This window comes from Amycolatopsis tucumanensis, from assembly GCF_021654135.1.
GTDB classification, from domain to species: Bacteria; Actinomycetota; Actinomycetes; order Mycobacteriales; family Pseudonocardiaceae; genus Amycolatopsis_E; species Amycolatopsis_E tucumanensis.
The window spans coordinates 9,015-34,628 of sequence record NZ_JAKGSD010000053.1; the positions used below are offsets into that span (position 1 = coordinate 9,015).

Sequence of the window (25,614 nt, forward strand, 5' to 3'; positions counted from 1 at the left end):
CGCCGCGGGTGAGGCCGGTTCTGCGTGGCTGCCGGGTCGAGCCGGTGTTGAGGTGGGGCGGCTTCGCGGGTGAGGCCGGTTCTGCGTGGCTGCCGGGTCGAGCCGGTGTTGAGGTGGGGCGGCTTCGCGGGTGAGGCCGGTTCTGCGTGGCTGCCCGGTCGAGCCGATGCTGAGCGCCGCTTCCGCCGGTGAGGCCGGTTCCGCGTGGCTGCCGGGTCGAGCCGATGCTGAGCTGAGTGCCGCCCCACCGGCAACGTCAGTCCCGCACGGCCATCTCGCCGAGCGGGGACCAGTCGTCCTGGTCCAGGACCGTGTTCACGATCCGCGGTGTCGCGGCGAGGTGCCGGGGAAGCGTCTCCTGAGCGGCCCGGAAGTGCGTGGACCGCACGTGCCTGGCCCCGGCGTCGGCGTCCCGGAACGCCTCCACCAGAACGTACTCGGCCGGGTCGTCGAGGCTGCGAGACCACTCGAACCACAGGCACCCCGGCTCGGCGCGGGTCGCCGCGGTGAACTCCCGCGCGATGTCCGGCCACCGGTCGGCGTGCTCATCCTTGACGCGGAACTTGGCTGTGATGAAGATCATTCGTTGCTCCTTCGTGCCACAGTGTCCCGGTTGGTGTAGCACCCGGAACTCCCGCGAGCTGTCTCGATCTGAGACCGGAGCCGTTGCTTGGCGAACTTCCCGGTCGCCGTCTTGGGGATCTCGTCGCAGAAGAACACCTCGTCGGGCAGCCACCAGGACGCCACGCGGCCCCGCAGGTGGTCCCGGACCTCCTCGGCGGTGAGCGTGGCCCCGGCGGCCGGCACCACGCAGGCCAGCGGGCGCTCGCCCCACTTGTCGTCGGGCACTCCGATCACCGCGGCTTCGGCGACCCCGGGGTGCGCCATGATCGCGTTCTCCAGCTCCACCGAGGAGATCCACTCGCCGCCCGACTTCACGAGGTCCTTGGTGCGGTCGACGATCCGCACGTAGCCGTGCCGGTCGATCGTCGCCACGTCCCCGGTGCGCAGCCACCCGTCGGCGGTGAAGGCGTCCGCCCCGTCGCGCGACCCGAAGTAGCTCGCGGCGATCGTCGGGCCGGCGGCCTGCAACTCGCCCGGCGTCTGCCCGTCCCACGGGGCCTCCTGCCCGTCGTCGCCGATGATGCGGACCTCCGTCAGCGGCACGGCGGGCCCCGGGGTGGCGAGCAGCGCCCGCCGCTGTTCGCCCGGGTCGTCGTCGTGCACGGTGGCGATCCGCGAGGTGGTGACCACCGGGCTGGTTTCGGTCATCCCCCAGGCGTTGGTCAGCGGCAGCCCGATCGCGTCCTGGTAGGCGCGGGTGAGCGCCTCGTCGACCGCGCCCCCGCCGGACACGATCTGGCGGACCGCGGAGAAGTCGTGCTCGCCGAGCAGGGGCACCAGGCCACGCCAGATCGTGGCGACCGCGGCCCCGAACGTGACCCGGTGGCGGGCGAGCATCCCCGCCAGTTCCGGCGGGGACATCGCCGGCCCGGGCAGCACCAGATCGGCCCCGCACAGCATGGCCGCGTAGGGCAGGCCCCACGCGTTGACGTGGAACATCGGCACGATCGGCATCACCACGTCCCGCTCGCTGATGCCGAAGGTGTCCACCATCAGCAACAGCGCGGCGTGCAGGACCACCGACCGGTGGCTGTAGAGCACGCCCTTGGGATCGCCGGTGGTGCCCGAGGTGTAGCACAACGCGGCCGCGGTGTTCTCGTCGTCCACAGTGAACTCGCGGCCGGTGTCGCCGGCCCGGGCCAGGAGCTCCTCGTAGTCGTGGATGCGGTCGTCGTCGGGGATTTCGGCGTCGCTCCCGTCGTCCATCACCACCACCGCCCGCACCGTGGTGAACGTGCCCACCAGCGGCCAGACGGCGGGCAGGATGGAGCGGTCGACGAACAGCACGTCGTCGGCGGCGTCGTTGACGATGTAGGTGATCTGCTCGCCGAACAGCCGGTGGTTGATCGTGTGCAGCACCCGCCCGGTGCAGGGCACGGCCAGGTAGAGCTCGACGTGCCGGTGGCTGTTCCACGCGAACGTGCCCACCCGGGCGCCGGCCGGGACGCCGAGCTCGTCGAGGGCGGCGGCCAGCCGCCGCGTCCGCGCGCACACCTGCGCCCAGGTCGTCGTGGTCTCGCCGCCGACCCGCCCGGACACCACGGTCTTGTGCCCGAAGAGGCGTTCGACGCGCCGGAACACGTGCGGCAGGGACAGGGGACGGTCTTGCATCAAGCCGAGCATGGGGATCTTCCTGTGTCGGGGTCAGCGGGTGCAGGCGAAACTCGACGCGCGGTCCGGGTCGCCCGCGCGGTACTCCGGCCACTCCGGGTACTCGCACAGGGGACGGGTGCGCTGGTGGCGTGTGTCGGTGACGACCGGGTCCACCGGCGACTGTCCTCTTTCGACCCAGCGTTCGAGCGCGGACAGCGAGTCCCAGCCCGCGGCGAACGCCGGCGTGCCCGCGTTCGCGTGGTTGGCTCCGGGCACCACGTAGTACCGCAGGAACCCGTCCGTGGTCCGCGGGCCGAGTTCCGCGCGCACCCGCCGGTAGTAATCGCTCGTCGACCGGTCCGAGACCAGCTCGTCCGCCGCGCCGTGCAGCAGGATCAGCTTGCCGCCGCGGGCCGCGAAGCGGCGCAGGTCCACGTCGTTGCGGTCCTGGATCGTCGACAGCCTGCTGATCCGGTCCAGCCACGGCCCGGGGTCGCGGGGGTCCACGGCGAGCGGGTCGTGGCCGGGGTCGCGGGTCAGGAAGTACTTGACCCACTGGTCCCAGTACTGCATGCCGTAACCGCTGGTCAGCGGCATCGGGTTGGCCGGCGCGGTGGTGCCGAACCCGAGGAACGGGGTGCGCATGTCCGCGCCGGAGAGGAACGGGAAACCGGGGTAGCCGGTTTCGCCGCTGGCGATCCGGTACGGCCACTCGAACCGGGTGGACATCGCGGTCACGGCGGCGATCTGCGCATCCGACAGGCACCCCGGCCCGGTGTCCGCGCCGTCCGGGCAGCGCAGCGTGCGCGGGTCGAAGTGACAGCCGCCCGGGTTCGACACGACCCCGTCCGCGACGCCGTCCAGGCCGTCGCACGCGCCGATGACGCTGGTGTAGAGGAGCGTCTGCTTGTCCGGCCCGGGAAACGCGCCGGGCCGGGACAGGATCTGCGTCAGGTGCCCCAGGTACAGGACCTCGGCGAGGTTGTTCCAGGCGGGGTAGGCGGAAATCACGCCGTCGAAGGCTTCCGGCCACCGTTGCGCGACGACGAGGGCTTCACGGCCGCCGGTGGAACCTCCGGCGAAGTAGACCTCGGCGGGCTTCGCGCGGTAGGCCTGCCGGATGAGGTACCGGCTGGCGTCGTGGGTCTTCTTCAGCGCGTCGCCGGCGGCGAAGTTGCGCAGCGCCTCGTCGTTGACGCCGAACGACCCGTCCAGCGACGGCAGCGCGGCCGGGCCCTGCTGGTGGCCGGAGTCGCTGGCGAACGTGGCGTACCGCCGCGCGAGTGGCGCCGGCTGGTCGGCGGGGCCGAACGGCACGTTCGCCGTCAGGTCCGGGATGGTGCCGTTGTAGCCGCCACCGCCGAACATGATCGCCTTGTGGTTCCAGCCGGACGGCAGGGCCACGCGCATCTTGATGGCGGGCGCGGCGGGGTCGACGGGGAAGATGTCGGCGTCGACCCGGCAGTACTCGATCGTCTCGCCGCTGACCACGCTGGTCGTGGCGGTTGCGGCCGTGACGCGCCCGCCGGAGGTCGGCAGGCTCATCGCCGAGGCCGGGATGTCCATTCCTGCCAGCGGCGCGCACACCGGCGTCGACGGCGGGGCGGCGGCCGCCGCGGGGGATCCGGTCGCCAGCAGCACGAGGGCCGCGGGCACGGCTGACCAACGCGAGGTTTTCATGCCGTCCTCGTTTCAGCGGTAGAGGTGCGCGCCGGGCACGGCGTGCGGATCTTCGCGGACCTGGGCGGGGTTCGTCTCGGGCAGGAACCACGCGCTGACGAAGGTGATCAGGCCCATGAGCGCGATGTAGGCGGCGACCGGCAGGGTGCTCCCGGTCTGCGCGATGAGCGCGGTCATGAGGAACGGCGTGCCACCGCTGACGATGATCGCGGAGAGCTGGTAGGCCAGCGACGCGCCGGAGTAGCGGACGTTGGGCGCGAACAGCTCGCCGAGGAAGCTCGCGATCGGGCCGTAGGTGAGGCACTGGAACACGAAACCCACCACCACCGCGACGAAGATCAGCGGCAGCGACGCGCTGTCGACGAGCCAGAAGTACGGGAAGGCCCAGACCGCGACCCCCAGCCCGCCGATCAGGATCAGCGGCCGCCGCCCCACCTTGTCCGAGAGGTGGCCGGACCACGGGATGGTCACCAGCATCGCCACCGAACTGGCCAGCACGACCGCGAGCAGGGGGTTGCGCTCCAGCCCGAGCGAGCCGGTGCCGTAGCTCAGCAGGCCGGAAATGCTGACGTAGAACAGGCTGTTGGTGGCCGAGAGGATCCCGCAGCCGAGCAGGATGGTCCCCCACTTGGTGCGCACCACCTGCGCCAGCGGCGCCCGGACCACCGCTTTTTCGGGCCGCGACGCCCGCTGCTGCAACTCGCGGAACTCCGGCGTGTCCTCCACTTTGGTCTGGATGTAGAGGACGACCACGAACATCACGACGCTCACCAGGAACGGGATGCGCCAGCCCCAGCTGAGGAAAGCGTCGTCCGGCATCAGGCTGCTGGCCGCCACGAAGATCAGGTTCGAGATGATCACCGCGACGGGCACGCTGGTCTGCCCGAAGGTCCCGGCGAAGCCGCGCCGCTTCGCGCCCGCGGATTCGGTGAGCAGCAGCACGATCCCGCCCCACTGGCCGCCCGCCGCGAGCCCCTGGACGAACCGCAGCACGACCAGCAGCGTCGGGGCCAGCGCGCCGATGCTGGCCGCGCTGGGCAGGCACCCGATCAGGAAGGTCGCCGCGCCCATCAGCGCGAGGCAGGTGACCACCACCGGTTTGCGCCCGTACTTGTCGCCGAGGTGCCCGGCGAGCACCCCGCCGATGGGGCGGGCCACGAAGCCGGCCCAGAAGGTGCTGAAGGCGAGGAGGGTTCCGGTCAGCGCCGAGGAGTGCGGGAAGAACACCTTGGGGAACACCAGCGCCGCCGCGGTGCCGTAGAGGAAGAAGTCGTACCACTCGATCGAGCTGCCGATGAGCCCCACCGCCAGCAGTTTGCGGAAGGACCGGCGCGGGGCCGTGGGCGTGCCGGAGCCGAGTTGTCCGGGCTGTCCGTCGGGTTGCGCGAGCGGGGTTGCCATACATGCCGCCTTCGTTGGGAGCACGGGTGATGGCGGTCAGGTTAGGTGCGTCACTGCCGGGTGGTTGAGGTGTGTATCATCCACACCTCACGCCGTTCTGGTGGTTCTTTCTTCCCTCTGGCGCGGAGGAGGTATGGCACTGTGGCCGGCGACCCCGCGGGCGAATCGCACCCGCTCATGCGCCGTCAGCGCGAACTGACGTCCCTGTACGCGACCGCCAAGTCGCTCACCGCGCTGGGCGAGCTCGACGAGGTGCTCCGCTCGATCGTCCGGCACGCCCACGACCTGATCGGCACGGACTTCACGTACCTGTCGCTGGTCGGCGCGGACGGGAGGCTGTCGGCCAGGGCGTCGGAGGGGACGATCTCCGCGTCGTTCCTGGCCGCGTCCATTCCCGCGAACGTGGGGCTGGGCGGCAAGGTGCTGGCGTCCCGGAGCCCGCACTGGGTGCGCGACTACGCCGCGGCCACCAGCATCGCCCACGACCCGGACTTCGACCGTGTGGTCGGCCCCGAGGGGCTCGTCGCGCTGCTCGGTGTGCCGCTGGTGATCCGGGGCGAGGCGGTGGGCGCCCTGTTCGCCGCGGACCGGTCCGAGCGGTCCTTCCAGGCCGAGGAGATCGCCCTGCTGAGCGCGTTCGCCGATCACGCCGCGGTCGCGCTGGACAACGCCCGGCTCTACGACGCCAGCCGGACCGCCCTGCAGGAGCTGCGGATCGCGTACCGGAAGATCGAGGAGCACGTGGCCGTCATGGAGCGGGCGCAGGCGAGCCACGAAGCCCTCACCGGCGTGGTGCTGGAGGGCGGGACGCCCGGCGACGTCGTTCAGCTCCTCGCCGATCAGCTCGGCGGCAGTGTCACGCTCCTCGACCGGGCCGGCGTCGCGGTCGTTCGCGGGGACTCGGCGGCGGACCCGTGCCGGGCTCCCGCCGGGGACGACCTGGCCGAGGCTTTCCGGAACGCACAGCGATCGGGCCGGTGCACCACGTCGGTCGACGGCGCGGGCGTCGCCCACAGCGTCGCGTCGATCCAGGCCGGCGACAGCTTCCTCGGCGCGCTGGCGTGGAGCCGGGCGGCAGGCGGCGACCGCGGTGTCCGGGACGACATGGACGTGCGCACCCTGGAACGGGCCACCCACATCCTGGGGCTGCTCATCCTCAAGGAACGGGCCGTCGCCGAGGCGAGCGAGCGGCTGAGCGGGGAGCTGCTGACCGAGCTGATGGTCGGCAGCCCCGGGACCAGCGCGGCCCAGCGCACCCGCGCCCGGGCCCGCAACATCGACGTCGACCGGCTGGACCTGGTCCTCGTCGCCGACTCCGCCGCGCTGTCGTCCACCGAGCTGTCGCGGCACCTGCACGACATCGCCAGGGACCGCGCCGGACTCGCCGGTGAGCACCTGGGCCGGGCCACCATGATCCTGCCCAGCGCCGACGACGACCGGACCGTCGAGGAGGTCCACCGGCGCCTGCGCCGCGCGGCGGGCGCGCCGGTCACGGTCGTGGGGGAGCGGGCGGTCAACCAGGACTGGGCCCGCGCCTTCTCACTGGCCGGCCGCTGCAGCGCGGTGGTGCGCGCGCTGGGGCACACGGACCTGGGCGCCACCACGGCGCGCTACGCCCTCTACGCCATGGTTTTCGACACCGAACGGGTCCGCGACCTCGACCGGTTCGTCGCGGGCACGATCGGCCCGCTGCTGGACTACGACCACCGGCGCGGCACGGACCTCGTCGGCACGCTCGACGCGTACTACGCCAACCGCGCCAACGTCGCGGCGACCGCGCGGGCGCTGCACCTGCACGTCAACACCCTGCTGAAGCGGCTGGACCGGGCCGGCGAGCTGCTCGGCGTCGACTGGCGCCAGGAGGACAACCTGGAACTCCAGCTCGGGCTGCGGCTGCACCGGCTGCGAGCGGTCACGCCCGGCCCGGCGTGAGGCGCCGCCGTTGGCGAGTCATGCGTCCTCGTCGAGCAACGTGCCGAGCTTCGCTTCCGCGATCACGAAGAGGGCGTCCAGCGACTGGGGTTCCACCCGCAACCGGGCAGCGATCCGTGACCGCGGAACGCCGGCGTCGCGCAGCCGCAGCGCCTGGGCGTAGACCTCCGGCAGCCGCGCGATCGCCGCGTCCCGTGTGGACGGTCGCCCGCCCGCACGGGATCCCCTCGCGGCGTTGTCCACTGCCGGCTCAGCTGCCCGGTTCGGCGATGCTCACGCCGTGCCGGCGGGTCACCTCCAGCAGCCGGGGCAGGACCTCCTCGAGGGGCCGGTCCGCCGGGACGGTCGCGGCGAAGTCGGCGAAGAACCGGCCCGCGCCGTCGCCGGTGGTGACCGCCAGCAGCCGCGCGTTCTCGGTGGTCACTTCGAAGGTGAAGGCGCACTGCGCGGGGATCGTGACGGCCGCGCCCGGCCCGAGGTCGTGGGTCTCGCCATCGGCGTGCACCGTGACCGCGCCGTCGAGGACGTACATCGTCCCCGCCCACGGCGACCGGTGCGGCGGCGCCGCGGGCGCCCGGGGTGCGTCGACCTCGAACACCTCGTACACACCACCGGTGTGTTCGGCTCCGGCTTTGACCGTGTGGATCCCGTCGCTCATGGCGAGGGGGAGGCCCTCACCGGGCCCGGACAGGTGGATCTTGCCGTTCATCACGCCTCCCGGCCGGTGATCAGTGCCAGGGCGCACCCGGCGAACCCCGCGGTCAGGACGAGCCAGGCGATCAGCGCCGCGACCCCGGAGCCGGAGAACCACGAGACCGGGATGGCCACCGCCGCCACGACGAGCGCGACACCGGCCCACGGCGGGGCCGCGTGCCCGCGCACGATGGCGGCGCCGAGCAGGATCAGCCCGAGGAGCCCGGCGAAGAAGACGAAACCGAGAATCCCCGACGGGATGTCGTCGGCCGTGTCCATCATGGTCACCGCGGTCGGCACCGGCACGCCGCTCTTGAGCGCGACGTAGGCCAGCGCCTCGGTGTCCAGAGCGCTCGGGATCGCCGTGCCGAACGCGAGCACCGTGCCCGCCAGTCCGAGCCTGGGCGAGTTGCGCCGGGCCACGCGGCCGGCGGTGAGCACGGCAGGCGCCCACAACAACGCCGACACCGCGCCCAGCCAGGCCTGCGTGGGGTAGCCGTCGAGGTCGGCGGCGATCCGCTGCGCGATGGCGGTGTTGCTGGTGCCGGTGATGTCCAGGTCCAGCGCCAGGCCGGCGGCGATCAGCAGCGGGGCCAGCACCGCGGCCACACCCATCAGGTACCTCGCCACCGGCGGCAGGTACAGGCCGAACCGGGGCTCGGTGTTCACCGCAACCATGACGTCCCTCCTTTCGGGAACGCGGAACCATGCCGCGCCCAGCCTGATCCCCGCGCCGGCGGAGCACACGAGTAGTGCGCTACTCGGATATCGCCCGCCGGGTGGAAGACGCCGGGGACGGTGAGCGTCTACCGTCCCGTGTCGTGGGCCTGAACTGGCCGTTGACCGGCCGGGCTGAGGAGCTGCGGTTCGTCGACGCCGTGGTGCGGCGCGGCGCGGGGAACGGCGTGGTGCTGGCCGGTGCGGCCGGGGTCGGCAAGACCCGCCTGGCACGGGAGGCGCTGGCCGCCGCCGGCAGGCGGCACGCCGGAACGGTGTGGATCGCGGCGACCGCATCGGCCCGTGCCGTGCCGCTCGGGGCGTTCGCCCCCGTGCTGACCGGGGTGCGCGGCGACGCGACCCAGCTGCTCCGCCAGGCCACGGAGGCGCTCACCGGGACCGGCCGTGGCGGTGTCGTGCTGGGCGTGGACGACGCCCATCTCCTGGACGCGCTGTCCGCGTCGCTGGTGCACCAGTTCGTGCTGCGCCGCGTCGCCACGGTGGTGCTCACGGTCCGCAGCGGTGAACCGGCGCCGGACGCGGTGACCGCGCTGTGGAAGGACGGTCACCTGGAGCGGCTGGAGGTCCAGCCGCTGTCGGAGGCCGAGACCGTGGCCCTGCTGGAGGCGGTGCTCGGCGGCCCGGTGGACAGCGCCGGCGCGGCCCGGCTGTGGACGCTGTGCCGCGGCAACGCGCTCTACCTGCGCCAGCTCGTCGACGGCGAGGTGGCCGGTGGTGGCCTGCGCGTGGTTCGCGGGGTGTGGCGCTGGTCGGGCCACCCCGCCCTGTCGCCGGGCCTGGCCGACCTGGTGACCACCCGCATGGGCCGGCTGTCCGGCGCGGTCCGCGACGTGGTGGACGTCCTCGCGCTCGGCGAGCCACTCGGCGTCCCCCTGCTCACCGCCTTGACCAGCGCCGCGGGCGTGGAGCAGGCCGAAGCGGAGGGCCTGGTCGCCGTGGAACCGGACGGGCGCCGGCTGGAGGCCAGGCTCGCGCACCCGCTCTACGGCGAGGTGCGCCGCGAGGCGCTGGGCGTGCTGCGGGCGCGGCGGCTGCGCGGCCGGATCGCCCAGGCGATCGAGGACACCGGAGCCCGGCGCGCCGACGACACGATGCGGCGGGCGGTGCTCGTCCTGGACTCCGACCTCGATCCGGACCCCCGGCTGCACACGCTCGCCGCGCAGCGGGCCATCGCGCTGCTCGACGTCCCGCTCGCCGCCCGGCTGGCCCAGACGGCCGTGGACGCCGGAGGCGGATTCGAGGCGCGGCTGACGCTCGGCTTCGCACTGTCCTGGCTGACCCGCGGGGACGAGGCGGAGGCCCGGTTGTCCGCGCTCGCCCCGCTCGCCGCCGACGACTCCCAGCGCAGCGTGGTCGCCGTGGCCCGCGCGGGGAACCTGTTCTTCTCCTGCCGCCGCCCGGCCGACGCCGAGGCCGTGCTGGACCGGGCGGAGGTCGCCGTCGGCCGGTCCGAGGCCCTGGCGCCGATCCTGGCGATCCGCGCGCTCTTCCGCGCGGCCGCGGGACGATCGCGGGAGGCGATCGAGACCGCGGCCGCGGCGCGGGCGGCCGGCGCGCTGCCGCCGCACGCGATCCTGCTCGCGGCGTGGGCGGCGGTCGGCGGGCTGGGACCCCTCGGCCGGGCGGGTGAGCTGGAGTCCGCCGCCGCACCCGGCTACGCCGCCGCCGAGCGGTCGTTCGACGCGGTCGTTCCGTCGTTCGGGCTGTGCGAAGCCCACCTGTTCGGCCTGCGGCTCGCCGGGGAGCTGCGCGGCGTGGAGGACCTCGCGCGGACCCGGTACCGGCAGGGCACCGAGATCCCCGGGCCGCTGCAACTGCTCGGCGTGGCGCTGCTCGGATACGCCGCGCTCTACCGGGGCCGGTTGCGCACGGCCATCCGCAGGCTCCGGGAGGCCGAGGCAGGCCTGGGGCCGGTCCGGCAGCAAGGGCCGGGTTTCGGCAACCTCCTCGCGCTGACGCAGGCGCTGGCCATGGCGGGGGAGGCCGGCCAAGCGGCGGTGGCGCTGGCCGCCGCGGAGGTCGAGCGGCACCCGTCGACCGCGTTGTTCGACCCCGAACTCCTGCTCGCCCGCGCGTGGGTGCGGGCGGCCGAAGGAGCGGTCAGCGCCGCGATCCGGGGCGCCCGCGAAGCCGCCCGCCTCGCGGCCGAGCGCGGCCAGCCCGCGTTCGAGGTCTACGCGCTCCACGTCGCCGTGTGCTTCGGCGACCGGGGCGCCGCGCCGCGGCTCGCCGAGCTGGCGGACCAGGTGGACGGTCCCCGGGCGGCGGCCGCCGCCACCCACGCCGCCGCGCTCGCCCACGACGACGCCGACGCGCTGCTCGCCGTCTCCCGGGCGCTGGAGGACATGGGGGATCAGCTGGCCGCCGCCGACGCCGCCGCCCAAGCCGCCGCCGCGCACACGCGGGGCGGTCGCACGGCGGCGGCCCGTGCCGCCGCCACACGCGCGCACCATCTGGCCCAGGCCTGCGAAGGCGCGCGAACACCCGCCCTGGCGTCAGCGGAGCAACCCTTGCCGCTCACCGATCGGGAGCGTGAGATCGTCACGCTGGCCGCGCACGGGCTGTCCAACCGCGAGATCGCCGACCGGCTCGTCGTCTCGGTCCGCACCGTGGAGGGCCACCTCTACCGGGCGGGCGCGAAGCTCGGCGTAACGGAGCGGAAGGCGTTCGCGGCGCTGCTCGGCATGTGAGTTCCCGCCCGCGACGAGGTTCAGTGGCCGCCCCGCGGCCGCCGGTTCTTCCCGGAGTGCCACACCACCCGGATCTCCGAGAGCAGTTCCAGCGGTTTGGCCGGCACGGTCTTCGGCAGTGAGCTCGCGAACCGCAGCGGGTCCTTGCGCAGGCGGCGCAGCATGCGCTTCGGCTTGCTGACCAGCCGCTGGCGCAGGTCGGCCAGGTAGTCGGCGCGCACGTCGCGGCCGTAGGTCCGCCCGCAGGCGGTGCAGGTGACCTCGGCGAGGAGCCGCCCGGCGTAGACGACCTCGTGCACGGTGTCCGTGCCGCACCGGGAGCAGGTCAGTTCCGCGTGCCGGACAGTGCCCATCGCTGCCTCATCTCCGGTAGTTCGCCGAGGCCAGGACCTGCTCGGCGATCACCAGGTCGTGTGCGTAGGTGACCTTGATGTTCTCCTGCTCCCCGGCCACCCAGTGGATGGGCAGCCCGGAGAAGCGCTCCATGACCGACGAGGTGTCGGTGCCCTCGAACCGCTGCCGGGCAGCCTCTTCGTAGGCGTCCAGCAGCGGGCGGGCGTGGAACGCCTGCGGGGTCTGCGCGCGGATCGCCGTGCCGCGCGGCAGGTTCGCCAGCCCGCCGTCCGCGACGGCCATGATGTCGTCGGCCGCGAGGCCGGGCACCGCGCCCCCGTGCCGCCGCGCCGCCTGCAGGACTCCGGCGATCAGCGCCGGGCTGGCCAGCGGACGGGCGCCGTCGTGCAGGAGCACCGTGTCGATCGCGCCGCTGTCGATGCGTTCGGCGAGGTGCCGCAACGCGCGCAGCTCGGACTCCTGCCTGCTGCGGCCGCCGTGCACCACCTCGGCCTCGGCGCCGTCGACCTCGCGTTCCAGCACCCACTCGACGAGTTCGTGGTCCTGCGGCCGGGTGACCAGGACGAGCACGCCGATCCCGGGCACCCGCGCGAACGCGCCGAGCGACCAGGACACCAGCCGCCGCCCGGCGAGCGGCAGGTAGACCTTGTTGACGTCGGCCCCGACCCGGGTCCCGGACCCGCTGGCCAGCACGACGGCGGCGGCGTGAGCACGTCGATCCATCCCGCCGATCATAACGTCAGCAGCTCCTGCACCGAGGCCAGCAACCGGGCGGCATCCGCGCCGTCGCCGACCCGGTGGTCGACCGTGAGACCGACCGTGCACCGCAGGGACAGGCCGATGCCGCCGGGCACCGGGACCACCTTCTCCTGCACCCGGCCGACGGCCAGCGCCGTCGCCTGCGGCGGGCTGAGCAGCGCGTGGAAGGCGTCCACCCCGAACCCGCCGAGGTTGGACAACGTGGTGGTGCCGCCGGACATCTCGGCGAGCGTGAGCTTCCCGGCGCGGGCGCGCCGGACCAGGTCGCGGACGCGCTCGGCCAGCCCGTCGTCGAGGTCCGGGTCCCGCAGCACCGGGGCGAGCAGCCCGCGCCCGGTGTCCACGGCGAGCGCGACGCCCACGTGGTCGTGCCGCCGCACGTCGCCGTCGGCCCATTCGGCGTTCAGCTCCGGGTGCCGTCGCAACGCTCCGGCGAGGGCGCGCAGGAACACCGTGGTCCAGTCGCCGCGCGCCGGCACGTCGAGGTCGCGGTAGACGACGAACTGGGGGACCTGCGCGCTCGCGGACATCCGCCGGGCGATCACCGCGCGCGGGCTGCGCCGCGGTGCCGGCGGCGGGAGGTCGGCGAGCCGGATGGTGGCGGCGGGCCCGGTGGGGGTGATGGTGGCCAGGTCGATGCCACGCTCGGCGGCAACCCGCCGGGCGGCGGGCACGGCGGCGACCCGCCTCGGTGGTGTGGCCGTGGGTGCGGTCGCGACGCGCGCTGGCGCCGCGAGCGCGGGTTCGGGTTCGGCCGCGACGCGCGTCGGCGCCGCGGGCCCCGGCTCGGATTCGGCCGCGATCCGCCTCGGCGCTGCGGCCGCGGGTGCGGGTTCAGCCGTGACGCGCGCTGGTGCCGCGGATGTGGGGCCGGGCTGTGGCTCGCGCGCTGCGGGCGCAGGCTTGGATTCGGCCGCGACCCGCATCGGCGCCGCGGGCACGGGTTCCGGTTCCGGTTCCGGTGCGGGACCGTCGAACAGGCCCGCCAGCAGGTCCTCGGCCGCGGTGGCGAGGTAGGCGATCGGCTCGCCGACGGCCACCACGTCGTCCGGCTGCGCGACGATCCGGGCGAGGGTGCCGTCGGCGGGCGCCTCGACCTCCATGTCGACCTTGTCGGTGGCCACCTCGCACACGACCTCGCCCGCGCGGACCTCGTCGCCCTCGGCCTTGTGCCACGTGACGAGCGTGCCCTCGGTCATCGTCATGGACATCTTCGGCATGACCAGCGGCGTTTCCTTCATCACCACCTCCGCACCAGGTCCGTCGCTTCCCGCACGATGTCGCCGGCCTGCGGCACCGCGGCCCGTTCCAGCTGGGGCGCGTAGGGGATCGGTACGTCGAGCCCGCAGAGCCGGGCGATCGGCGCGCGCAGGTGCCCGAACGCGGGGGACTCGCCGATCGTCGCGGCGATCTCGGCCATGAACCCGGCCGTCTTCGGCGCCTCCTGCACCAGCAACGCGCGCCCGGTGCGGATCACGTCGTCCACGATCGGCTGCGCGTCGAGCGGTTTGAGCGTGCGCGGGTCGATCACCGACACTTCGACCCCGTCCGCAGCCAGCTGCTCCGCCGCCTCCAGCGCACGCGACACCATCACCCCGGTGGCCACGATCGTCAGGTCCGCCCCGGTCCGGCGCACGGCTGCCTCGCCGAGCCGGGCGGGCGTGGCCGCCTCCGGCACGGGACCGCTCTGCTTGTAGAGCAGCTTGTGCTCCAGCACGATCACCGGGTTCGGATCGTCGATCGCCGCCAGCAGCAGGGTTTTCGCGTCGGCCGGGGTGGCCGGCATGACCACCTTCAGCCCGGGCACGTGCGCGAACCACGCCTCCAGGCTCTGCGAGTGCTGCGCGGCGGCGCCGGTGCCGGACCCGGTGGGCGCGCGCAGCACCATCGGCACGGTCGCCGCGCCGCCGAGCATGAAGTGGATCTTCGCGGCCTGGTTGACGATCTGGTCCATGGCCTGGGCGGTGAAGTCGGAGAACTGGATCTCCACCACCGGCCGCATCCCGGCGAGCGCGGCTCCCACCGCCGCGCCCACGATGCCCAGCTCGCTGATCGGGGTGTCCCGGATCCGCTCCACGCCGAAGCGGTGCACGAGATCGCCGGTGACGCCGAAGGCGCCGCCGTAGGTGCCGACGTCCTCCCCGAGCAGGAACACCCGCTCGTCGGCCGTCATCGCCTGGGCCAGCGCCTCCCGCACGGCCTCGGCGTAGGTCAGGGTGCGGGTCTGTTCCGCCACCGCGGTCATTTCGCGTACACCGCCTCGGTCAGCGAGTCCGCCGAGGCGTCCGGCGCGGCGTTGGCGGCGCGGATCGCCGCCCGCACCCGCTCGCGGGCTTCGTCCCGGCAGGCCTGGATTTCCTGGTCTCCCAGCGTGTTCGCGACCCGTTGCTCGAACCGGGCGATCGGGTCGCGTTCGCGCCACTGCTCGATCTCTTCGCGGGTGCGGTAGAGGTTCTTGTCGCTCTTGGAGTGGCCCTTCCAGCGGTAGGTGGTCGCCTCGACCAGTGTCGGGCCCTCGCCCGCGCGGGCCCGCGCCACCGCGTCGGCGACCGCGTCGTGCACGGCCTGCGGGTCGTTGCCGTCCACGGTCACCCCGGGGATGCCGTAGGCGGCGGCCCGTTCGGACAGCTGCTTGACCCGGAACGCGCGGCTCACCGACATCGACATCCCGTAGTGGTTGTTCTCGCACACGAACACCACCGGCAGGTCCCAGATCGCGGCCAGGTTGACGCCCTCGTGCCAGGCGCCCTCGTTGACCGCGCCGTCGCCGAAGAAGCTGACCACGACCTCCTGCCCGCCACGCATCCGCACCGCCAGCCCGGCGCCCGCCGCGATCGGCACCCCGCCGGCGACGATGCCGTTCGCGCCGAGGTTGCCGGTCGCCACGTCGGCGATGTGCATCGACCCGCCCCGGCCGCGGCAGTACCCGGTCTCCTTCGCCAGCAGCTCGGCCATCATCTCGTCCAGCCGCGCGCCCTTGGCGATGCAGTGCCCGTGGCCGCGGTGGGTGGAGGTGATGTAGTCCCCTTCGGACAGTGCCAGGCAGGCGCCCACCGGCACCGCCTCCTGTCCGATCGACAGGTGCATGGTGCCGTGCATGAGCCCGCGCGCGAACAGGTCGTCCACCGCTTCTTCGAAGCGCCGGATCGTCCACATGGTGACCAGTGCTTCGCGGGCCGGGCCGGCGTCGCCGATCAGATCCATGGTCGTCCCCCTCACGCCGGAACCAGGTCCCGCACCGGCTCGCCCTGCAGGAGCCGGTCCTGCAGGCGCCGCAGGGACGCGATCGTGGTGGTCTCGTCGACGGCGACGTCCGCGGCGGTCAGCACCGTGCCGGCGGCCACGTCGCGCAGCACGCGGGCGCCGCTGACCAGGCCGAGCGGCACGTGGCCGCCCGCGCGGGCGGCCTGGGCGGAGTCGGTGACGCCGTAGACGGTCTCGCCGCCGATGCCGTCGACCAGTTCGCCCTTCGCCAGGTCCCGCTTCGCCACCGCCAGCACCTCCGCGTTCCACGCCACGGGCGCGAGGCTCGGGGTGCGGTCGAGCACCGCCTGCGCGACGGACAGCGGCGCTTCCACGCTCGCCAGGTGGTAGGGCCGGTAGAAGGTGTAGTACGGGCCAGGTCCCATGCCCAGGTAAGCCATTTCCTCCACTACCACCGGGTCGTCGCTGTGGCCGACGACGAACACGCCCGGCGCGACCGGCCCGGTGCAGTAGTCGACCACGCCGGGTTCCGGCAGCTGCCCGCCGTCGGACTCCGGGCGGAAGATCCGGTTCAGATCGTCCACAGTGGAGTACGGTCCGGTCATGCCGCGGCGGCTCACCTTCAGGTCCACCCCGTTGGCGAGGGCGGCCATCTCGATCATGGTCTTCGAGCCGTCCACGAAACTGGCGAGCATGTGCGGATTCATGCCCTTCGCGGCGGCCTCCGCGGCGACCGAATCCGGCGTGGCGGCCGGGTCGAGCGGGTTGTTCTTGCCCTTCCCGGCGCACACGACGGTGAAGCCGATGTCGCGGGCGTAGTCGACGAGCGCCTTGCACTCCACGGGTTCGTCGCCGCGGCACACGGTGTAGACGCGGCCGAGTCCGGTGGCCATCTTCGACAGCAGCAAGCCGACCGTGACGTCGCATTCCACGTTGAGCAGCGCGATGTCCTTGCCCGCCAGCAGCCCGGCGAACGCGACCCGGGCGCCGACCTCGGGCACGCCGCTCGCGTCCACGATCACGTCGACCGGCAGGCGGGTCAGCGCCAGCGCGTCGTCCACCACGACCGCCTGTCCCAGCTCCACCGCGGCCGCCAGGTCCCCGCCGGTCCGGACGTCCGCGCGCCCGGCCCGCTCGAAGGCCCGCACCCCGCGCTCCGGGGCGATGTCGGCGATCGCGGCGACCTCCATGCCGTCGATCCGGGCGGCCTGCACGACGAAACCCAGCCCCATCTGGCCGGCGCCCACCAGTCCGATGCGCACCGGGCGGCCCAGTTCGCGTTCGCGGGCTCGCAGCCGATCGGCGTAGCTCATCTCGACACCTTCCCCGTCTGCACAAATGTGCACTCCATGTGCACTTCAGTGATTTCTTCGTACCACGCTGGCGATAACCAGCACAACCCTTCACGTTGTTTGCACATTTGTGCACGACGGAGAATGAAAAAGGGCCGGCTCCCACAATGGAAGCCGGCCCTTTCCGCGCCGGAATTCAGGCGGCCGCGCGTTGTCCCGCGGTCAGCCGGGACACCATCGTCAGCGCGTCGGCGGCGGCCTTGGCCACGGCCTTCGACGGCGCCCGTTCGGTGAGCGTGCCGAGTGGCCCGGCCAGCTCCGGGCGTTCCCGGAACCGGGCGAACACCGACGCGCCCTCCATGACCAGTGCCCTGGTCACCGCGTTCCGCCGCCGGTCGACCACCAGCAGCACCACCGCGCCGCGCAGCTTGCCCTTGGCCCGCCCGGTCACCAGCAGCACGCCGCCGCGGTTCTCCTCCGCCGCGACCTGGTTGACCACCCGGGCGTACCGCATGTGCTGGCGGTAGCTGAAGAAACCCGCCACCGCGAACCCGGCGACCAGGATCGCGGCGGCCTGCCAGGTCACGTCGTGCTCCCGCCGCTGAGCGTCAGCGTCGCCCCGGCGGCGGGCAGCGACACCGTCCCCCTGCCGTGCACCGCGCCGGGCAGCAGCGTGGTGCCCTCGTCCGGGTTGAGGTAGACCACGATGTGCCCCAGCGTCTGCAGGTTCTCGTGGGCGCGCTCGCCGACCGCGGTCAGTTCGACCTCCGCGTCGCCGAGCCGGAAGATGTCGCCGACGCGCACCTCCCGTTCCGGCTTCGCGGCGGGGGAATGCACGACGCTGACGCTTTCCAGCGCGTCCGGGATGGGATCGGCGTAGAGGATCACCACACCGCCGTCCACCATGTCCTGCGCCTCCTCGCCGGCCCGCAGGATCGTGCTCTCGTAGTACACCGTCATCGTCGACACCTCACAGTCCGAAGCTCGCGCCCCAGGCGATGATGACCGCCAGCGGCGCCGTGATCAACCGGCTGATCAGCACCGCGGGGGTGCCGACCGCGACGGTCTCGGGTTTCGCCTCGCCGAGCGCGAGGCCGACCGGGATGAAGTCGCAGCCCACCTGCCCGTTGATGGCGAACAACGTCGGCAGGGCGTACTGCACGGGCAGCGCGCCGATCGCGATCTGGCTGCCCATCAGCGTGCCGACCACCTGCGCGATCGCCGCGCCGGGCCCGAGGATGGGGGACAGGAACGGCAGCGACACCACGAGCGAGATCACGACCAGCCCGAGCGGGTTGCTCGCGATCGGGGACAGCACGTTCGCGATCCCGCGGGCGATCCCGGTGTAGTTCACGATGCCCAGCAGCAGGCTGACGTAGGCCATGAACGGCAGGATCGTGGTGAGCGTCAGCTCGACCGTCTGCCTGCCCGAGGCCAGCATCGTGTTCACGAACGAGCCGACGCCCGAGCCGAACTTCACGAACACCCCGGACACCGAGTCGAACGCGCGCCCGAACCCCGTCGACTGCCCGCCGGTGACCGTCGCCGCGACGTCCCGGGCCGACGGGCGTTCGTCCCGCGGCGGCACCTTCGGCGGCGCGGTGCCCGTCTCGCCGTCCGCCTCGGTCACCTCCTTGACGCCGACGGCGGAGACGAACAGCTCCTCGGTGATGAACTTCGCCAGCGGACCGCCCGGCGCGCCGGGGTAGACGTCCACAGTGGGCAGTCCCTTGCGCGGGTACACGCCGATGCGGGCGGTGCCACCGCAGTTGATCACCGCGGCGACCACCTCGTCGTCCGGCACGGAGGTGTGGAACCCGTCCACCGCCTCGGCGCCGGTGAGCTCCGCGATCCGCGCCGCCACCGGGTGGATGCCGCCGCCGGTCACGGACAGGACCTTGTCGCGCTTGCCGTCGACCCGCAGCAGCAGGCCCTTGCCCCAGCCGCCTTCGCCGGGGCGGACGAACACCGCGCGGGTGGTGTGGGTCTCGGTCATTTCGCACCCGCCTTGGCCGCCTCGAACTGCCGGTCGAAGTCCGCGAACACCTCGGTCCGCCCGGTCCGCTTGATCATGAACGCGGTGATCCGCTCGGTGACCACGCCGCGGATGAAGATCACCACGATGCCGACCAGGAAGTACCGCAGCGCCAGCGGCACCGTCGACTGCCCGAGCTGGGCCACGCCGTTGGCCACGCCCAGCCAGACGAACAGCTCGCCGGCGTTGGCGTAGGGGAAGAACGTCGTCACCGGGTGCACGAACGACACCGCGGAGTCGTAGAACGCCGGCTTGTGCCGCTCCGGCAGGAACCGGCCGAACGAGTAGGCCATCGGGTTGGTCAGCATGAGCACGGCCAGCACCGGCATGATCGTGTAGCGCGTGATCCACCACCGCGCCGACCACCGGACGGCTCTGGTGACGCGCTGCTCGCCGATGAACGTGGTGATCGCGTACATCGCGGTCAGCAGGACGATCAGGGTGGGCAGAATGCCGGTCACCAGGCTCACGAACTGCTCGCCGGAGGCGTTGAACAGCCCGATGAAGTGGCTGCCGAGCCACTCGAGGACACCGAGGGGACCGGAACTGGACCCGGTGTCCGCCTGCTGCGCCATTACAGCAAGCTCCTCCATATTTTCCTCCTTGTCGGCCCCCTGAGCCAAACGCGTCTGCACATAAGTGCAAAGCTTCTTCACGTTTGACAGTGATGTGTGTAACATGCCGGTCCAGCGGGTCACAACCCCCGACGCGAAGGAGCGACATGCCTGAGATCAGAGTCCGGATCGCCTCGCCGGTCGGCCTGCACGCCCGGCCCGCGAGCCAGTTCGTCAAGGCCGCGGCCCGGCACGGCGGACCGGTCTCCATCGCGCGGCCGGGCGCCGAACCCGTCGACGCCCGCAGCATGCTTTCGGTGCTGAGCCTGGCGATCGGGCACGGCGAGGAGGTCGTGATCAGCGCCGAAGGGGACGACGCCGACGCGACGCTCGCCGAGCTGTCCCGGCTGGTGTCCACCGCGGACGCCTGATGCCGCCGCCCCGCGAACAACAGCTGCTCGTCAAGGCGGCGCGGCTGTACTACGAGGAAGGCCGGTCGCAGCACCAGATCGCCGAGACACTGGGCGTCAGCCGTTCCAGCGTGTCCCGGATGCTGACCGCGGCGCGGGAGCGCGGCATCGTGCAGATCCGCATCAACGACCCCGCCGGGCGGGACCTGGACACCGAAGGCGAGCTGGCGGCGCGGTTCGGGTTGCGGGACTGCCGGGTCGCGGAGAACGCCGCGGGGGAGCGGCCGCTGCCGCGCGTCGGTGAGCTCGGCGCGCGGTGGCTGCTGGAGAACGTCCACTCCGGACAGCGGGTCGGGGTGTCGTGGGGCCGCAGCCTGCAGGCGGTCGTGCAGCACGTGCCCGAGGAGAGCGCGCTCGACGTCGAGGTGCTGCCGCTCGTCGGCGGCCTGTCGTCGGTGGAATCGGCGATCAGCGGCGAGGAGCTGGTCCGCGACCTGGCCGCGCGACTCGGCGGCCGGTTCCAGCTGCTGCACGCACCCGCGTTGCTGACTTCCCGGGCAGGTCGGGACATCCTGCTCGCCGAACCGTCCATCCGGGACGCTCTGGACCGGGCGCGCAAGGTGCACGTGGCGGTCGTCGGCATCGGCAGCGTCGGGGTCGGGTCCTCGGCGGCCCTGCTCACGGCGATGGAGCTGACGCCGGAGGAACGCGCGAAGTTCGAGGGACACCACCCGGTGGGGGACTTCTGCGCGCGGTTCTTCGACGCCGACGGGCGCCCGGTGCCGGGGCCGGTCGACGACCGGGTGATCAGCACGACGTTCGCCGACCTGGCAGGCATCCCCACGGTGGCGGGTGTCGCGGCCGGGGCGGAAAAGGCGCGCGGCACGCTGGGCGCGCTGCGCACCGGTGTCCTCGACGTCCTGATCTGCGACCAGTCGCTGGCCGGCGCCCTGCTCGACTGAAAGGTGTTGCGCATGCTGGGAACGAGGTTGTCCGGGGTCGCGGTGAGCCCGGGACGCGCGAGTGGCCCGGTGGTGCGGGTCGCCGAGCCGCTGGGCGAACCCCCGCGCACCCCGGCGCCCGCCGATCCCGCGGCCGACGCGGCGCGGATCGCGCCCGCCGCGGCGGCCGTCGCACGGCGGCTGGAGGAGCTTGCTGGCAGCGCGGAGGGCGAGGCGGCGGACATCCTGTTCACCACCGCGGCGATGGCGAACGACCCCGGGCTGGTCGCCGAGGCCGAGCGGCTGGTCACCGTCGAAGGCGTGCCCGCGCCGCGCGCGGTGCACGAGGCCGCGGACGGGTTCGCCCGCTCGCTGGCCGCCGCCGGCGGGTACCTCGCCGAGCGCGTGCGGGACATTCAGGACGTGCGGGACCGCATCGTGGCCGAACTGCTCGGCGTCGAGCCGCCTGGGGTGCCGGAGCTGGCGTCGCCGAGCGTGCTGGTCGCCCGCGATCTCGCGCCTGCCGACACCGCCGGGCTCGACCCGGCGAAGGTGCTGGCGCTGGTGACCGAGCAGGGCGGGCCGACCAGCCACACCGCGATCCTGGCGCGGGCGCTGGGAATCCCCGCCGTCGTCGCGGTGCGCGGCCTGTTGGCCTGCGAGGCCGAGGCGCTTGTCGTCGACGGCGACACCGGCGTCGTCGAGCCGGCCGACCCGCGCGGGCCGGTGGTGGCCGCGGACCGGCGGGCGGCGGCGGAGTGGAACGGGGTGGGCGCGACGGCGGACGGGCGCCGGGTCCGGATCCTCGGCAACGTCGGTTCGGTGGCCGACGCCCGCGCTGCCGCGGAAGCGGGCGCCGAGGGGATCGGCTTGTTCCGCACGGAGTTCTGTTACCTGGACGCGCCGTCCGAGCCTTCGGTGACCGAGCAGCGTGCGGCGTATGCGGCAGTGCTCGCGCCGTTCGCCGGGAAGCCCGTGGTGGTGCGGACGCTGGACGCGGGGGCGGACAAGCCGCTGGCGTTCCTGGCCCCGGAGCCCGAACCGAACCCCGCGCTGGGGGTGCGGGGCGTGCGCGTCGCGTTCGCCCGGCCGGAGGTGCTGGACCGCCAGCTCGAAGCGATCGCCGCCGCGGCCGCCGAGTCGGGTGCGGAAGTGTCGGTGATGGCGCCGATGGTGGCGACGGCCGCGGAGGCGGCGTGGTTCGCGGAGCGGGCGCGGGCCGCCGGGATCGCGCGGGCCGGGGTGATGATCGAGGTGCCCGCGGCGGCGCTGGCCGCGCGGGAGATCCTGGAGGTGGCAGATTTCGTGTCGGTGGGCACCAACGACCTCGCGCAGTACACGTTCGCCGCCGACCGCCAGCTCGGCGCGGTGGCCGCGTTGAACGATCCGTGGCAGCCGGCGCTGCTCCGGCTGTTGGCCCTGGTCGGCGAGGCGGCGCGGGATGCCGGCAAACCGGCCGGAGTGTGCGGGGAGGCGGCGGCGGACCCGCGCCTGGCGCGCGTGCTGACCGGCCTCGGGATGACGAGCCTGTCGATGACCGCGGCCGCCATTCGCCCGGTCGGAGCCACCCTGGCAACGGCGACGTTCGCCGACTGCGAGGCGGAGGCCCGCCGCGCGCTGGGGTCTGGTGCCTGAGCCGTGGCCCGATCGCCGGAGGCCGGCCGGCTGCTGACCGCCGATGGCCGCTGGTTCAGCGCGGCGTGGCTCCACTCCAAGGCGGTCGTGCCCTTCGCCACTCCGTTCGGCGCCGACGACCAGGTGCTGGAGAGGTTCCGGGACGGCGCGCGTGCGGTCGGTGCGGCATCGGTGTTCGTCTTTCCCCTCGGCGATGAGCGCCCGCGGGTGCTCGGCGACGTAGATCCTCTCGGTGTGCGCGGTGAGGTCCTGCTCGCTGTGCCCAACCGGGACGGGGCGTTGCTCATCACGGACGCGCGGTACTCCCTCCTGGCGGGTACCGGGGAGTTCCTCGCCGCCGCAGTGCCGTGGGGCGTCGATCGGGCGCGTGCGCATTTCGGCCGAGACGCCCGGCGGCTGGCGGAGGTGTATCCGGAGCTGCTCGAAGTGGCGACGCGACTACCGCCCGCCCGGCCGGTGCTGGCGTCGCCGAGTGAGGTCGAGCCTGGCTCCGCGCTCGCCGGGAAAGTGCGGCTGATGGAATCGTTCGCGGAAGGCTCGATCGCGGCGCCCGATTTCGCGCGAGCCTGGCTGACCGCGCGCCGTCGGAGACCGCGCCAGGAGGAGCTGCTCGACGAGCCGTTCGAACGCCTGCTCGCGGAGGTGTTCTTCCTGCTCGAGGACTACGTGATCGATCCCGCGCTGCGCGACCCTGGCGACCTGACGGACGAAGACCTCCTCCACGGAGTGCAAGCCGTCGTGCAACGACTCCGGCTGTTGGAGGCACCTGATCGCGGCTAGTGTCCTGAGTGGTTAGTTCGTCGGCAGTAGGCGGCGAGGGAGTCGAGGATCTGGTCGGCGGTGCGGGTCCAGACGCAGGGCCTGGGGTGGTGTTCCATTGCCGGATCCAGCCGCGGATGTCGCGTTCGAGGGCGGTGACTGAGCGTTGAACGCCGCGCGGTGTTCGATCCACCCTCGGCGCAGGCCGCCGGGTCCGGCCCTTCAGCGTTCGACGTTCGTCGTCGGACAGGTCAGTGGCGCCAAGACCCTTAATCCGGCCAGCTGTGCACCGGCTCGTTCGTGTGCATGTGCTCCCGGTACTCGCCGACCAGGGTGCGCAGCGTGTCGAACCTGTCGAGGCCCGTCGTGTCGAACAGGCGGTGGAAACGTCGTTGCTGCCAGCCCGCGCCGGTGGTGCCGGTCAGGCAGCGCTGCTCGATCACGCCCAGCAGCCGGTCGCGTTCGGCGGCGTCGACGTCCCACTTGCGCAGCCCCTCGTCGGCCATCGGCAGCAGCCGTCGCAGGACCAGTTCCGCGACCGGGACGGTGCCCAGCCCCGGCCAGTAGATCGAGGCGTCGATGCCGTTGCGCGCGCAGGCGTGGAAGTTCTCCTCCGCCGCGCTGAACGACATCCGGGTCCAAATCGGACGCTCGTCCTCGGCCAGGGTGCGCACGAGTCCGAAGTAGAACGCACCGTTGGCCATCGTGTCGATGACCGTGGGACCGGCGGGCAGGACCCGGTTCTCCACCCGGAGGTGCGCCCGGTCGCGGGTGACCGCGTAGATCGGCCGGTTCCAGCGGTAGATCGTGCCGTTGTGCAGCCGCAACTCCTGCAGCGACGGCGTGTCGCCCCGGTCGAGCACCTCGAACGGGTCCTCCTCGGAGCAAATCGGCAGCAGCGCGGAGAAGTACCGCGCGTTCTCCTCGAACAGGTCGAAGATCGAGGTGATCCACCGCTCGCCGAACCACACGCGCGGCCGCACGCCCTGTGCCTTCAGCTCCTCGCGGCGGGTGTCGGTGGCCTGCTCGAACAGGGCGATGCGCGTCTCGGCCCACAGGTGCTTGCCCAGCAGGAACGGCGAGTTCGCGCCGACCGCGACCTGCACCCCGGCGATCGCCTGCGCGGCGTTCCAGTAGGCGGGGAACTGCGCGGGACTCACCTGCAGGTGGAACTGGGTGCTCGTGCACGCCGCCTCGGGCACGATCGTGTCGCACGTGGCCCGCAGGCGTTCGACGCCGTCGATGGCGATGTGCAGGTCCTCGCCCCGCTCGGCCAGGATCTGGTCGTTGAGCAGCTCGTACCGCGGGTTCAGCGACAGCGACGCGCCGGTCAGGTGGTCCTGCCGCAGGGTGGGCAGGATGCCGACCATGATCAGGTGCGCGCCGATGCGGTTGGCGTTCGCTTCGGCGGAGTTCAGGCTGGCGCGCACGTCGTCCTCGAACGTCTTCGCGCCGTCGCCGTTGAGCCGGCGGGGCGAGACGTTGATCTCGAGGTTCCACTGGCCCAGCTCGGTCTGGAAGTCCGGGTCGGCGATGGCCTCCAGCGTCCTGGCGTTGCACATCGTCGGCTCGCCGCGCTCGTCGACCAGGTTGAGCTCGATCTCCAGCCCGGTCATCGGCCGCTCGAACTCGAAGTGCGACTCCCGCAGCATGCGTGCGAACGCCTCCAGGCAGCGCCGCAACCGGGCCCGGTACCTCGTGCGGTCGGCCCTCGTGAAGGTGTGCTGCCCGACTTCCTCGCCCATGCGACCCTCCGGATCCCTGCATTGTCCCACCGGACGACCGGCGGCACAGCGGATACGAGGAGTGACGGGGTGGGCCGCGAGCGGCGCTACCGCTCGCGGCCCCGGAGACCCGGCGAGCGCGTCAGTTGTCGTTGTACCACTGCGCGGTGCGCTGGTAGGCGTAGGGCGTGCCGGACTTGTGCAGGTAGACGCGGAAGTTGATGTAGGCGTTCTCCGGCAGGTTGTGCCCGGGTTCGCTGGCGTCCGCGAGGTCGCAGTTCCCGCTGCCGCCCGCGCTGAGCGTGTAGGAGCCGCCGTTCCAGTACACGTCGAGGCCGACGGCCCAGCCGTCCGCTTCCCTGTCGCAGGCGTAGACGTAGTCACCGTGCTCGGTGAACCAGGCGACGCCGCCCGGGTCGCCGTCGGCGGTGAAGACCTCGTGGTCGATGGCGGCGGCTTCCGGGGCGAACAGCAGCGTGGACACGGCGAGGGCGCCGGCAGTGGTCAGCCCGGCGAGTTTGCGTGAGTGTTTCATCGCACCTTCGTATTCGCTGGCAACGACGGCCGCGCTCGGCGAGGCGGCCCGAATCGAAAGG

Annotated in this window: 25 protein-coding genes; 6 read left to right on the top strand and 19 right to left on the bottom strand. The window is 72.9% G+C overall.

Going from position 1 to position 25,614, the window contains the following annotated elements:
* Positions 1-256 precede the first annotated feature (256 nt).
* The 4 genes from L2C96_RS35300 to L2C96_RS35315 are packed head-to-tail and all read right to left on the bottom strand — an operon-like array spanning position 257 to position 5,298.
* Positions 257-583 carry a putative quinol monooxygenase gene (locus L2C96_RS35300; RefSeq protein WP_237339267.1) on the bottom strand — a complete coding sequence of 109 codons (327 nt, stop codon included), beginning with the start codon at positions 581-583 and terminating at the stop codon, positions 257-259.
* Positions 580-2,235: a long-chain fatty acid--CoA ligase gene (locus L2C96_RS35305; RefSeq protein WP_237339268.1), complete on the bottom strand. Its 1,656-nt coding sequence runs from the start codon at positions 2,233-2,235 to the stop codon at positions 580-582. The genes L2C96_RS35300 and L2C96_RS35305 overlap by 4 nt, the downstream gene beginning before the upstream one ends.
* A gap of 33 nt (positions 2,236-2,268) precedes the next feature.
* Positions 2,269-3,897, bottom strand: a complete 1,629-nt coding sequence (locus L2C96_RS35310) for a tannase/feruloyl esterase family alpha/beta hydrolase (protein WP_237339269.1) — start codon at positions 3,895-3,897, stop codon at positions 2,269-2,271.
* Positions 3,898-3,909: 12 nt separating this feature from the next.
* Positions 3,910-5,298, bottom strand: coding sequence for an MFS transporter (locus tag L2C96_RS35315; RefSeq protein ID WP_237339270.1), 1,389 nt, complete (start codon positions 5,296-5,298; stop codon positions 3,910-3,912).
* A gap of 141 nt (positions 5,299-5,439) precedes the next feature.
* Here L2C96_RS35315 and L2C96_RS35320 point away from each other — a divergent pair, with 141 nt between their 5' ends.
* Positions 5,440-7,230: a helix-turn-helix domain-containing protein gene (locus L2C96_RS35320; RefSeq protein ID WP_237339271.1), complete on the top strand. Its 1,791-nt coding sequence runs from the start codon at positions 5,440-5,442 to the stop codon at positions 7,228-7,230.
* An 18-nt stretch (positions 7,231-7,248) separates the two neighbouring features.
* Here L2C96_RS35320 and L2C96_RS35325 read toward each other — a convergent pair whose 3' ends face one another.
* From L2C96_RS35325 to L2C96_RS35335, 3 genes are read right to left on the bottom strand one after another with little or no spacing between them, the layout of a single operon-like run.
* Positions 7,249-7,473, bottom strand: coding sequence for a hypothetical protein (locus tag L2C96_RS35325; protein ID WP_237339272.1), 225 nt, complete (start codon positions 7,471-7,473; stop codon positions 7,249-7,251).
* Between the two features lie 7 nt (positions 7,474-7,480).
* Entirely contained in the window at positions 7,481-7,939 is a 459-nt protein-coding gene (locus L2C96_RS35330; protein WP_237339273.1) for a cupin domain-containing protein, read from the bottom strand.
* Positions 7,939-8,601 carry a hypothetical protein gene (locus tag L2C96_RS35335; RefSeq protein WP_237339274.1) on the bottom strand — a complete coding sequence of 221 codons (663 nt, stop codon included), beginning with the start codon at positions 8,599-8,601 and terminating at the stop codon, positions 7,939-7,941. Before L2C96_RS35335 ends, L2C96_RS35330 begins: the two co-directional genes overlap by 1 nt.
* Positions 8,602-8,744: 143 nt before the next feature.
* On the opposite strand from L2C96_RS35335, the gene L2C96_RS35340 reads away from it, so the two are divergent.
* A complete protein-coding gene (locus L2C96_RS35340) occupies positions 8,745-11,351 on the top strand; it encodes a LuxR C-terminal-related transcriptional regulator (protein ID WP_237339275.1) in 2,607 nt (868 codons plus the stop codon).
* 20 nt (positions 11,352-11,371) lie between these two features.
* On the opposite strand, the gene L2C96_RS35345 is transcribed toward L2C96_RS35340, so the two are convergent.
* The 10 genes from L2C96_RS35345 to srlA form a co-directional block, all read right to left on the bottom strand.
* On the bottom strand, positions 11,372-11,704 hold the full coding sequence (locus L2C96_RS35345; RefSeq protein WP_237339276.1) for a hypothetical protein: 333 nt from the start codon (positions 11,702-11,704) through the stop codon (positions 11,372-11,374).
* A 7-nt stretch (positions 11,705-11,711) separates the two neighbouring features.
* Entirely contained in the window at positions 11,712-12,440 is a 729-nt protein-coding gene (locus L2C96_RS35350; protein ID WP_237339277.1) for an IspD/TarI family cytidylyltransferase, read from the bottom strand.
* Positions 12,437-13,705, bottom strand: coding sequence for a dihydrolipoamide acetyltransferase family protein (locus tag L2C96_RS35355; RefSeq protein ID WP_237339278.1), 1,269 nt, complete (start codon positions 13,703-13,705; stop codon positions 12,437-12,439). The genes L2C96_RS35350 and L2C96_RS35355 overlap by 4 nt, the downstream gene beginning before the upstream one ends.
* A complete protein-coding gene (locus L2C96_RS35360; protein ID WP_237339279.1) occupies positions 13,705-14,709 on the bottom strand; it encodes an alpha-ketoacid dehydrogenase subunit beta in 1,005 nt (334 codons plus the stop codon). Before L2C96_RS35360 ends, L2C96_RS35355 begins: the two co-directional genes overlap by 1 nt.
* Complete coding sequence (locus L2C96_RS35365; protein ID WP_237339280.1) at positions 14,706-15,668, bottom strand: thiamine pyrophosphate-dependent dehydrogenase E1 component subunit alpha; 963 nt, start codon at positions 15,666-15,668, stop codon at positions 14,706-14,708. The genes L2C96_RS35360 and L2C96_RS35365 overlap by 4 nt, the downstream gene beginning before the upstream one ends.
* Positions 15,669-15,679: 11 nt before the next feature.
* Entirely contained in the window at positions 15,680-16,981 is a 1,302-nt protein-coding gene (locus L2C96_RS35370) for an NAD(P)H-dependent oxidoreductase (RefSeq protein ID WP_237339281.1), read from the bottom strand.
* A gap of 175 nt (positions 16,982-17,156) precedes the next feature.
* Complete coding sequence (locus tag L2C96_RS35375) at positions 17,157-17,546, bottom strand: transcriptional regulator GutM (RefSeq protein WP_237339282.1); 390 nt, start codon at positions 17,544-17,546, stop codon at positions 17,157-17,159.
* On the bottom strand, positions 17,543-17,920 hold the full coding sequence (locus tag L2C96_RS35380; protein WP_237339283.1) for a PTS glucitol/sorbitol transporter subunit IIA: 378 nt from the start codon (positions 17,918-17,920) through the stop codon (positions 17,543-17,545). Before L2C96_RS35380 ends, L2C96_RS35375 begins: the two co-directional genes overlap by 4 nt.
* 10 nt (positions 17,921-17,930) lie before the next feature.
* A complete protein-coding gene (gene srlE / locus L2C96_RS35385) occupies positions 17,931-18,956 on the bottom strand; it encodes a PTS glucitol/sorbitol transporter subunit IIB (RefSeq protein ID WP_237339284.1) in 1,026 nt (341 codons plus the stop codon).
* Positions 18,953-19,588 carry a PTS glucitol/sorbitol transporter subunit IIC gene (gene srlA / locus L2C96_RS35390; RefSeq protein WP_223843126.1) on the bottom strand — a complete coding sequence of 212 codons (636 nt, stop codon included), beginning with the start codon at positions 19,586-19,588 and terminating at the stop codon, positions 18,953-18,955. Before srlA ends, srlE begins: the two co-directional genes overlap by 4 nt.
* Positions 19,589-19,716: 128 nt before the next feature.
* Between srlA and L2C96_RS35395 the strand changes: the two genes are divergently transcribed.
* The 4 genes from L2C96_RS35395 to L2C96_RS45260 are packed head-to-tail and all read left to right on the top strand — an operon-like array spanning position 19,717 to position 23,315.
* Positions 19,717-19,980: an HPr family phosphocarrier protein gene (locus L2C96_RS35395; RefSeq protein WP_237339285.1), complete on the top strand. Its 264-nt coding sequence runs from the start codon at positions 19,717-19,719 to the stop codon at positions 19,978-19,980.
* Positions 19,980-20,921 (top strand): sugar-binding transcriptional regulator, encoded by a 942-nt coding sequence (locus L2C96_RS35400; RefSeq protein ID WP_237339286.1) that lies wholly within the window; start codon positions 19,980-19,982, stop codon positions 20,919-20,921. Before L2C96_RS35395 ends, L2C96_RS35400 begins: the two co-directional genes overlap by 1 nt.
* Before the next feature lie 12 nt (positions 20,922-20,933).
* Positions 20,934-22,535, top strand: coding sequence for a phosphoenolpyruvate--protein phosphotransferase (ptsP, locus tag L2C96_RS35405; RefSeq protein ID WP_237339287.1), 1,602 nt, complete (start codon positions 20,934-20,936; stop codon positions 22,533-22,535).
* A gap of 3 nt (positions 22,536-22,538) precedes the next feature.
* Positions 22,539-23,315, top strand: coding sequence for a colicin immunity domain-containing protein (locus tag L2C96_RS45260; protein ID WP_237339288.1), 777 nt, complete (start codon positions 22,539-22,541; stop codon positions 23,313-23,315).
* A 248-nt stretch (positions 23,316-23,563) separates the two neighbouring features.
* Here L2C96_RS45260 and L2C96_RS35420 read toward each other — a convergent pair whose 3' ends face one another.
* Positions 23,564-25,039 (bottom strand): glutamate-cysteine ligase family protein, encoded by a 1,476-nt coding sequence (locus L2C96_RS35420; protein ID WP_237339289.1) that lies wholly within the window; start codon positions 25,037-25,039, stop codon positions 23,564-23,566.
* Positions 25,040-25,160: 121 nt separating this feature from the next.
* A complete protein-coding gene (locus tag L2C96_RS35425) occupies positions 25,161-25,553 on the bottom strand; it encodes a hypothetical protein (RefSeq protein WP_020418598.1) in 393 nt (130 codons plus the stop codon).
* Between the last annotated feature and the right edge of the window lie 61 nt (positions 25,554-25,614).

Excerpts from the sequence above, each read along its gene's own strand:
- L2C96_RS35330 (WP_237339273.1), bottom strand. The coding sequence starts at position 7,939 with ATGAACGGCAAGATCCACCTGTCCGGGCCCGGTGAGGGCCTCCCCCTC.
- L2C96_RS35335 (WP_237339274.1), bottom strand. The coding sequence starts at position 8,601 with ATGGTTGCGGTGAACACCGAGCCCCGGTTCGGCCTGTACCTGCCGCCG.
- L2C96_RS35350 (WP_237339277.1), bottom strand. The coding sequence starts at position 12,440 with ATGATCGGCGGGATGGATCGACGTGCTCACGCCGCCGCCGTCGTGCTG.
- srlA (WP_223843126.1), bottom strand. The coding sequence starts at position 19,588 with ATGGAGGAGCTTGCTGTAATGGCGCAGCAGGCGGACACCGGGTCCAGT.
- L2C96_RS35420 (WP_237339289.1), bottom strand. The coding sequence starts at position 25,039 with ATGGGCGAGGAAGTCGGGCAGCACACCTTCACGAGGGCCGACCGCACG.
- ptsP (WP_237339287.1), top strand. The coding sequence starts at position 20,934 with ATGCTGGGAACGAGGTTGTCCGGGGTCGCGGTGAGCCCGGGACGCGCG.
- srlE (WP_237339284.1), bottom strand. The coding sequence starts at position 18,956 with ATGACCGAGACCCACACCACCCGCGCGGTGTTCGTCCGCCCCGGCGAA.
- L2C96_RS35365 (WP_237339280.1), bottom strand. The coding sequence starts at position 15,668 with ATGGATCTGATCGGCGACGCCGGCCCGGCCCGCGAAGCACTGGTCACC.
- L2C96_RS35395 (WP_237339285.1), top strand. The coding sequence starts at position 19,717 with ATGCCTGAGATCAGAGTCCGGATCGCCTCGCCGGTCGGCCTGCACGCC.
- L2C96_RS35360 (WP_237339279.1), bottom strand. The coding sequence starts at position 14,709 with ATGACCGCGGTGGCGGAACAGACCCGCACCCTGACCTACGCCGAGGCC.
- L2C96_RS35425 (WP_020418598.1), bottom strand. The coding sequence starts at position 25,553 with ATGAAACACTCACGCAAACTCGCCGGGCTGACCACTGCCGGCGCCCTC.
- L2C96_RS35310 (WP_237339269.1), bottom strand. The coding sequence starts at position 3,897 with ATGAAAACCTCGCGTTGGTCAGCCGTGCCCGCGGCCCTCGTGCTGCTG.
- L2C96_RS35380 (WP_237339283.1), bottom strand. The coding sequence starts at position 17,920 with ATGACGGTGTACTACGAGAGCACGATCCTGCGGGCCGGCGAGGAGGCG.
- L2C96_RS35355 (WP_237339278.1), bottom strand. The coding sequence starts at position 13,705 with ATGAAGGAAACGCCGCTGGTCATGCCGAAGATGTCCATGACGATGACC.
- L2C96_RS35305 (WP_237339268.1), bottom strand. The coding sequence starts at position 2,235 with ATGCAAGACCGTCCCCTGTCCCTGCCGCACGTGTTCCGGCGCGTCGAA.
- L2C96_RS35300 (WP_237339267.1), bottom strand. The coding sequence starts at position 583 with ATGATCTTCATCACAGCCAAGTTCCGCGTCAAGGATGAGCACGCCGAC.
- L2C96_RS35345 (WP_237339276.1), bottom strand. The coding sequence starts at position 11,704 with ATGGGCACTGTCCGGCACGCGGAACTGACCTGCTCCCGGTGCGGCACG.
- L2C96_RS35400 (WP_237339286.1), top strand. The coding sequence starts at position 19,980 with ATGCCGCCGCCCCGCGAACAACAGCTGCTCGTCAAGGCGGCGCGGCTG.
- L2C96_RS35315 (WP_237339270.1), bottom strand. The coding sequence starts at position 5,298 with ATGGCAACCCCGCTCGCGCAACCCGACGGACAGCCCGGACAACTCGGC.
- L2C96_RS35370 (WP_237339281.1), bottom strand. The coding sequence starts at position 16,981 with ATGAGCTACGCCGATCGGCTGCGAGCCCGCGAACGCGAACTGGGCCGC.